We start from the raw sequence: 6,737 nt of genomic DNA, 5'->3' as shown, positions 1-6,737 counted from the left end.
ATCGCCGGCAGCACGCTGACCATGGACGCCGCGCTGCGGCACGCCGTGAACGCCGGAATCCCGATCGCCGACGCCGCCCGGATGGTGGTCCATCGAGTCGAGCGGTTCCGCAGGAGTATCCCGTGCACCTCGCCGCGCCGGAGCCCGGATCACCACGGGCCAGCGGTCCGCCGGTGCGCGACCCGGAGGCCCCGCGCCGGGTCACCCTCCTCGAACTCTTCTTCGACCTGGTGTACGTGGTCGCGCTCGCGCTCATCTCGCGGGGAATGGTCGAGCAGCTCGACTGGCACCGAGCCGCCGAGGCGTTGATCATGCTGGCCGCCGTCTGGTGGACCTGGGCGATCACCACGCTGGTCACCGACCTGTACAACCCGGAACGCACCGAGATCAAGCTGCTGATCAGTGCCGTGATGTTCGGCGCGCTGCTGATGACCACGGCGATCCCGGAAGCGTTCAACAATCGAGGGCTCGTCTTCGCCGGCACCTACGTGGCGATCCACCTGGGGCGTGGACTGTTCCTGATGCCGGCGGTACGCCGCGAACCGCAGACCCAGCGTCGGGCCGTCCGCATCTTCCTCTGGTTCGTGGTGTCGGCGATCCCGTGGCTCATCGGCGCATTCGTCAGCGGGGACGCCCGGATCGCGTGCTGGACCATCGCGCTCGCCATCGACTACCTCGGCTTCCGGCTCGCGTACCCGGTGCCGGGGCTCGGGGTGGTGCCCGAAAAGCAGCGCAACGTCACCGCGGAGCATCTCTCCGAGCGCTACCAGCAGTTCTTCATCATCGCGCTCGGCGACGCCATCCTGACGATCGGCACCATGTTCAGCATGGAGCACAACGAGGCCGAGAACATCGGGGCATTCGCTGTGGCGTTCCTGACCACACTGCTGCTCTGGCGGATCTACGTGCACAAGTCCGGCGAGCTGCTGCCGACCGCCATCCAGGCCGCCGAGTCGCCCAGCAAGTTCCTGTTCAGCGCGCCGTACACCCATCTGTTGATGATCTCCGGCGTGGTCACCACGGCGGCCGGCTTCCACCTGGTGCTGCACGAGCCGACCGGGCGGATCCCGCCGGCCTGGCTGGCGGTGATCCTCGGCGGCCCGGCGCTGTTCCTGGCCGGCCGGGCCTCGTTCGAGTACGAGGTGTTCAGCCGGGTGTCGTGGTCCCGACCCGGCGGGGTGCTGGCGCTGCTGACCATCGCCCCCGGCCTGCTGTACCTGCCGCCGGTGTTCGCCTCCCTCGGTGGGCTGCTGGTGCTGGCCGGCGTGGCCTACGCGGACTTCCGGCGTAGCCAGGGCAAGCCGCCGGAGGCCCCGTCACCGCCGCACTGAACCACACCCGCCATTCACCGCGGATTCGGGCCGGCCAGCAGCCGGCCGGCGTCGGGCACGTACGGCTCGACACCCAGACCAGTGAGCAGTTGGTGCACCGTCGCCGTCGCCGCAGTGAGCACCGGGCGGCCGAGACGGGCCTCCACCTGCGGCACGGCCGCCAGCGACGGCATCTGAACGCAGGCGGAGAGGACCACCGCGTCCACGTCGGTCACGTCCAGCCGATCGGCCAGCTCGACCAGACTCGCCGCGGGGATGCGCCCGACCGCCACGTTGTCCGGCTCGCGGAGGCTCACCGCGTCGGTCACCTCCACGCCGTACGCGGCGAGGTAGGCGGCGACGGTCGCGGTCAACGGCGGAAGGTACGGCGCGATCAGGGCCACCCGGCGGGCACCCAGCGCCCGCAGCCCGGCGACCAGGGCGCCGGCACTGGTCACCACCGGCATGCCGTGCCCGGCGCGACCGGCCGCGCGGCCCAACCGCCGCTCGGCCCGCTCGTGCGCGCCGGCGCCCTCGCACATCACCGCTACCAGACAGGCGTACGCGAGCACGTCGCAGCGGGCGTCGGCCAGCTCGGCGGCACACCGCAGGGCGGAGCGGTTCATCCGGGCCAACTCGTCGGCGGTCACCTGACGCAGCCGTACCCGGCTGGAATGGGTGGTGAAGCGGACCGTCGGATCGACGACCTCACGTCGGCGCAGCATCGCCGGGATCTCGGCTTCCATTGTGGTGTTGGAACTGGGCACCACCAGGCCGATGCGGTAGCCGCTCACACCAGTGCCCCGGCGTACCCGCGAACCTGCAATCGGTCCCGGGCCCCTCCGGCCAGGCGCACCTGCAGGCCGAGCGGCGCGGCGGCGCGACGGACGTCGTCCAGGTGCAGCGATCCGTGCCGGTCCACGGTGAGCACCGGCGGTTCTTCGAGGTCACCCGCCGGCGCGTGGAACGAGAGCAGGGTGACCGAGGTGGTGAGGTAGCCCGGGTACGCGGCGCGGGCCGCGGCCTCGTCCCGGTGGACCAGCACCACCAGATCGTCGAGGTGGGCGAAGTCGGCGGCGAGGGCATCCGCCTTCCAGTGCGCCGGTTCCTCCGCCGCTCCGGTGAGATGCCGGGAGCGGTTCGCCGAGGTGATGTAGAGGTGATCCGTTCCGGTCTCGGCGAGCGCCCGCTCGAAGAAGACGTTGGACGGGCAGGTCAGCCCCGGTGCGATCACCTGGCTGGTCCGCATCCCCTGGTCGACCTGGGTGAGATGCTCGGGGAGGCGATCCGCCGCGGGCCCGCGGAAGCCGAACGGCCCGGCCCCGTAGAGGGCATCCATCAGCGCCCGCACCCGGCCGACCGGCAACCGCGGCGAGATCCGCGTCCAGTCGAACATCCCGGGGATCCGGCCGATCGCGGTGGTGATGCTGCCGACCTGGTGGGCCGGTCGCCCCTTGGCCAGGTTGACCCGGCGTACGGTGGCCGCGTCGGGACGCGTCACGATGACGTAGAAGTTGGCGAACGCCGCCGCGACGATCGCGCCGCCAGCAAGCGCGCGGGCCGCGACCGCGACATCCTCGGGGCGGTCGATGTACAGGGGCGGTGTCGGGGCGTCCATGAGTCCTCCTCGGCGGGGCCGTGAGGCAGTTCTACGTCCACTCACCCAGATGACGGCGAGGTCGGTCGCCGATCCGATAGCCGACAGGCGCTACCCGGTGCGGGCGGCGGATGCCCAGGCGGTACACAACGGCGGACGGCATCGGCCGGATGGGGGATCCGGCGGGGGGCGTAGCACGCCACCGTTAGCCGCGCGACCCGATTGGGTACAACGGCTGCACCTCAGATCCACCACATACCTCAGGAGGCAGCGATGCGCGGCACCTCGATTCTCGGAGTCATCGTCGTGATCTGGTTGGTGATCGGCGCCATCGCCGGTGGCCAGCGCGGTTACTACAGCGGCGACGACACCAACTGCGCCGAGGCCGGCACCATCCTGGTCACCATCGTGGCCGGGCCGTTGAACTACATCGGCGCCAACCCGAAGGTCGACTGCAAGCTGCCCGAGCCTTCCAAGTAGACGACAGACGTACCCCGGCCCGTGCCCCCGCAGTGGGGGCACGGGCCGGCGCGTTTCGGCGGGGTCACTCCGGAGCACCAGCTTGCCTCCTCCCCCAGCCGTCGAACGGTCGACCGGTCACGTCTCCAGGCGGCCAGCGGCTCGAGGGCGTCGTTGAGGCGCGTGCCGTCCTCGGTCAACGAGTACTCGACGCGGGGCGGCACCTCGTCGTAGGAGACGCGGCGCACGACGCCGTCCACCTCCATCTCCCGTAGGTGGGAGGCCAGCACCTTTCGGCGATCCCCGGAAGCAGTCGACGCAGCTCGCCGAAGCGACGCAGGGGGTGCTCGTGCAGCGCCCAGAGGATCAGCTCCTTCCACTTGCCGCCGATCACCTCCATCGCGGTGTCGATACCGCAGACGTGTCCGTCCGCAGTGCCCGGCCGGTTCACCGTCGCGATACCCACCCCCTCCGACGTGCTCGCTCACCCCGGACAGCCACGCACTTCGAAGTGCGTGGCTGCCGTCGTCCACCACACACCGCCTAGGGCATCCTAGGAGGCTGGTTTGCGGGCGGACGGCGTTTGTCAGCGCCGGGGCCGGGAACCGCCGATGCCTCAGTCAGCGAACGGATCGGGAGTGTGGTCATGCAGATCGGCTACAAGCTGGCCTCGGAGGGGTACGGCCCGCAGGAGATCATCCGGCAGGCCGTGCTGGCCGAGCGGGCCGGCTTCGACTTCGTCGAGATGAGCGACCACTTCCACCCGTGGCTGGACGCTCAGGGGCACTCGTCCTTCACCTGGAGCGTGCTCGGTGCCATCGCGGCCAGGACCAGCACCCTGCGCCTGGCCACCGGGGTCACCTGCCCGACCGTCCGCTACCACCCGGCGATCATCGCGCAGGCAGCGGCCACCATGGCGTTGATCTCCGACGGCCGGTTCACCCTCGGGGTGGGCGCCGGAGAGCGGCTCAACGAGCACGTGGTCGGGCAGGGCTTCCCCAGCGTGCGTGGGCGACACGAGCGCCTACGCGAGGCGCTGGAGATCATCCGGTTGCTCTGGCAGGGCGGCTACCAGTCGTACGAGGGCCGGCACCTGCAACTGGAGGACGCCCGGATCTTCGACCTGCCGGACACCCTGCCCGTGATCGCGGTGGCGGCCAGCGGCGAAGCGTCGGCGCGGCTCGCCGCCGAGTTGGGCGACGGCCTGTTCGCCACCGAGCCGGACGCGTCGATCGTCGGGCACTACCGTCGCGCCCAGGGTGCGGGCCCGCGTTACGCGGAGGTGCCCCTGGCCTGGGCCACCGACGAGCAACAGGCGGTCCAGGCGGTGTTGCAGACGAGCCGATGGATGGTCACCGGCTGGAAGGTGATGAGCGAACTGCCGAACCCGGTCAACTTCGACGCGGCCAGCGCGTACGTCGAGGAGAAGCACATCCGGCAGCTCTTCGCCATCGGCCCGGCCCCGGAACCGCACGTCGCCAAGGTCCGGTCGTACGTCGAGGCCGGCTTCGACCACATCGTCCTTCAGAACGCCGGCCCCGACCCGGACGGCTTCCTCGACTTCTTCGCCGGCGACCTCGCCGGCCGGCTGCGCGCGATGGGTTGACGCCGTGATGAGGAGCAGGTCGGCAGCCTCGGTGGCCACCGGGATCGGCGGTCAGCGAGGGGCCGAGGGCGTCACGTGACGACGGAGCACCGCCCGCCCGGACGATCGTCCGGGCGGGCGGTGCACTCAGGATGAATGCGCTCGGGATGGTGCGCGGGTGGACGCTCAGCGGAAGCAGTGCGCGATCGGCACCTGGCTGCCCTCGCAGTTGGTCGGCTCGTTCTCGACCACCACGCTCTCGTCGTCGATCTTGACCTGGGCGTGCATGCCGAAGATGCCGCCGGGCTTCACCGTCGACGCGTTGTGGGTGACCTTGCTGGTGTAGATCGCCACCGAGCCCGCGCTGGCGTAGATGCCGCCGCCCTGGGACGCGGCGCCGACAGCCTCGTTACGGGTCACGTCGCTGCCGCGGACCAGCAGGTTCGCCTTCTCGGCGTAGATGCCGGCTCCGAGGCCGTGGGTGGTGTTGCCGTCGATCACGCTGTCGTCGATCGGCGTCAGGCCCTTCACTGTCGAAACGCCACCGCCGTTGACGGTGGACGTGTTGCCGCGGATGGTCATCGTGCGCATCACCAGCACCGCGTCGGAGTTGGCGGCGCCGCCGCCGACCTGCGCGGTGTTGTTCAGCAGCTCGGTGTCGGAGACCTTCGTCCGGGCCGAGAAGCTGGCCAGCCCGCCACCCTGGGCGGCGCTGTTCTGGGTGAAGGAGACGCTCTCCACGTCGGCGGCACCACGGTAGTTGCCCAGCCCGCCACCGTAGGCGTTGGCGCTGTTGCGGTGGAACTCCGAGCGCTTCAGCGTCAGCACGCCGCCGTTGAGCAGGCCCCCGCCCTTGCCCGCGGCGCCGGAGGCGCTGTTGCCGACGAACGTGGAGTCGGTGACCACCATGTTGCCGTCGTTGAAGATGCCGCCGCCGCCCCCCTCGGGCGACAGCGAGGTGCTCTGCGTGACGGTGACCCGTTCGACCACGGCGGTGGCGCCGTGCACCACGTGCACGCTGCCGCCCTCGATGGCCGAGCGGCCGTTGTGCAGTTCCACGTCGCGCAGGGTCAGCTCCCCGCCGTCGCGGACGGTGAAGAAGCGGAACGAGGCGGCCTGGGCGGCCCGGGCGATGGTGGCGCCCGCGCCGTTGATCGTGATCGGCTGGTAGATCACCGGCAGGCCAGCGGTGTCGTCGGCCGGGTTGTGCGGCGGCGCCTCGGCGTCGCCGGGTGTCTCCGCGGCGTCGGCGGCCTCCCGGGCGTCACGGATCCCGCCGTCGTACTGGTCGGTCTCGTGGAACGCCTCGGTGAGGGTGTAACGGCACTTGGGCGCGAGCCGAAGTTCGCCGCCACCCTCGGCGTTGGCCGCCACCAGCGCCGCCACCAGCTTCGCGGCGTCGCACGGCACCGACACCACGCCCCGCTTGCCGGTGCCCGGGGTGGTCGGGCGGGCACGCTCCGCGTCGTCCTGGCCGGGCTGCGGACCCCGCCGGTCGCCGTCGCGGCGGTCGTCGTCGGCTGCCGGGGTCAGCCGGGCCAGACCGGGGAGGGTGAGGGCGCGGTCGGCGGCGGCGGCCGCTCCGGCCGCTCCCACGACCAGGCTCCCCGCCAGCAAGCCGCTGGCTAAGAACCATCGGGACCGCCGTCTGGGTCGGGTCGGGCGGTCTCCCTCTCGGTACGTGGACATCAACGGTGCCTACCTTCCTGCGTACGTGACGTGGCCGCGCGCCGATTCGGGCGCGGGGGGCTCGACGTGTTCGCCGGCTACCAAACGTCACGATAGG

6 protein-coding genes and 1 pseudogene are annotated in these 6,737 nt (G+C 71.2%); 3 read left to right on the top strand and 4 right to left on the bottom strand.

Features of this window, described 5'->3' with window-relative positions:
• The first annotated feature begins 122 nt into the window (after positions 1-122).
• A complete protein-coding gene (locus tag ABTW72_RS25970; protein ID WP_350862682.1) occupies positions 123-1,331 on the top strand; it encodes a low temperature requirement protein A in 1,209 nt (402 codons plus the stop codon).
• 14 nt (positions 1,332-1,345) lie between these two features.
• Here ABTW72_RS25970 and ABTW72_RS25965 read toward each other — a convergent pair whose 3' ends face one another.
• Both ABTW72_RS25965 and ABTW72_RS25960 read right to left on the bottom strand, forming a co-directional pair.
• The gene (locus ABTW72_RS25965) at positions 1,346-2,104 is read right to left on the bottom strand and encodes a maleate cis-trans isomerase family protein (RefSeq protein WP_350862679.1); all 759 of its coding nucleotides are present in this window, start codon (positions 2,102-2,104) and stop codon (positions 1,346-1,348) included.
• The gene (locus ABTW72_RS25960; RefSeq protein WP_350862676.1) at positions 2,101-2,928 is read right to left on the bottom strand and encodes a hypothetical protein; all 828 of its coding nucleotides are present in this window, start codon (positions 2,926-2,928) and stop codon (positions 2,101-2,103) included. Before ABTW72_RS25960 ends, ABTW72_RS25965 begins: the two co-directional genes overlap by 4 nt.
• A gap of 252 nt (positions 2,929-3,180) precedes the next feature.
• On the opposite strand from ABTW72_RS25960, the gene ABTW72_RS25955 reads away from it, so the two are divergent.
• Complete coding sequence (locus ABTW72_RS25955; RefSeq protein WP_007460667.1) at positions 3,181-3,387, top strand: hypothetical protein; 207 nt, start codon at positions 3,181-3,183, stop codon at positions 3,385-3,387.
• Here the strand turns inward: ABTW72_RS25955 and ABTW72_RS25950 are convergent.
• Positions 3,333-3,766, bottom strand: a pseudogene (locus ABTW72_RS25950) (winged helix-turn-helix transcriptional regulator). The gene ABTW72_RS25955 and the pseudogene ABTW72_RS25950 overlap by 55 nt on opposite strands.
• A gap of 246 nt (positions 3,767-4,012) precedes the next feature.
• Between ABTW72_RS25950 and ABTW72_RS25945 the strand changes: the two are divergent.
• Complete coding sequence (locus ABTW72_RS25945) at positions 4,013-4,972, top strand: TIGR03557 family F420-dependent LLM class oxidoreductase (RefSeq protein ID WP_350862674.1); 960 nt, start codon at positions 4,013-4,015, stop codon at positions 4,970-4,972.
• A 165-nt stretch (positions 4,973-5,137) separates the two neighbouring features.
• Here the strand turns inward: ABTW72_RS25945 and ABTW72_RS25940 are convergent, their stop codons facing one another.
• Positions 5,138-6,640: a right-handed parallel beta-helix repeat-containing protein gene (locus ABTW72_RS25940; protein ID WP_350862671.1), complete on the bottom strand. Its 1,503-nt coding sequence runs from the start codon at positions 6,638-6,640 to the stop codon at positions 5,138-5,140.
• Positions 6,641-6,737: the final 97 nt, after the last annotated feature.

Source organism: Micromonospora sp. NPDC127501, from assembly GCF_040302185.1.
In the GTDB taxonomy this organism is placed as follows: Bacteria; Actinomycetota; Actinomycetes; order Mycobacteriales; family Micromonosporaceae; genus Micromonospora.
The sequence above is the reverse complement of the archived record's forward strand: the minus strand, read 5'-3'. Positions and strand labels throughout refer to the sequence as shown.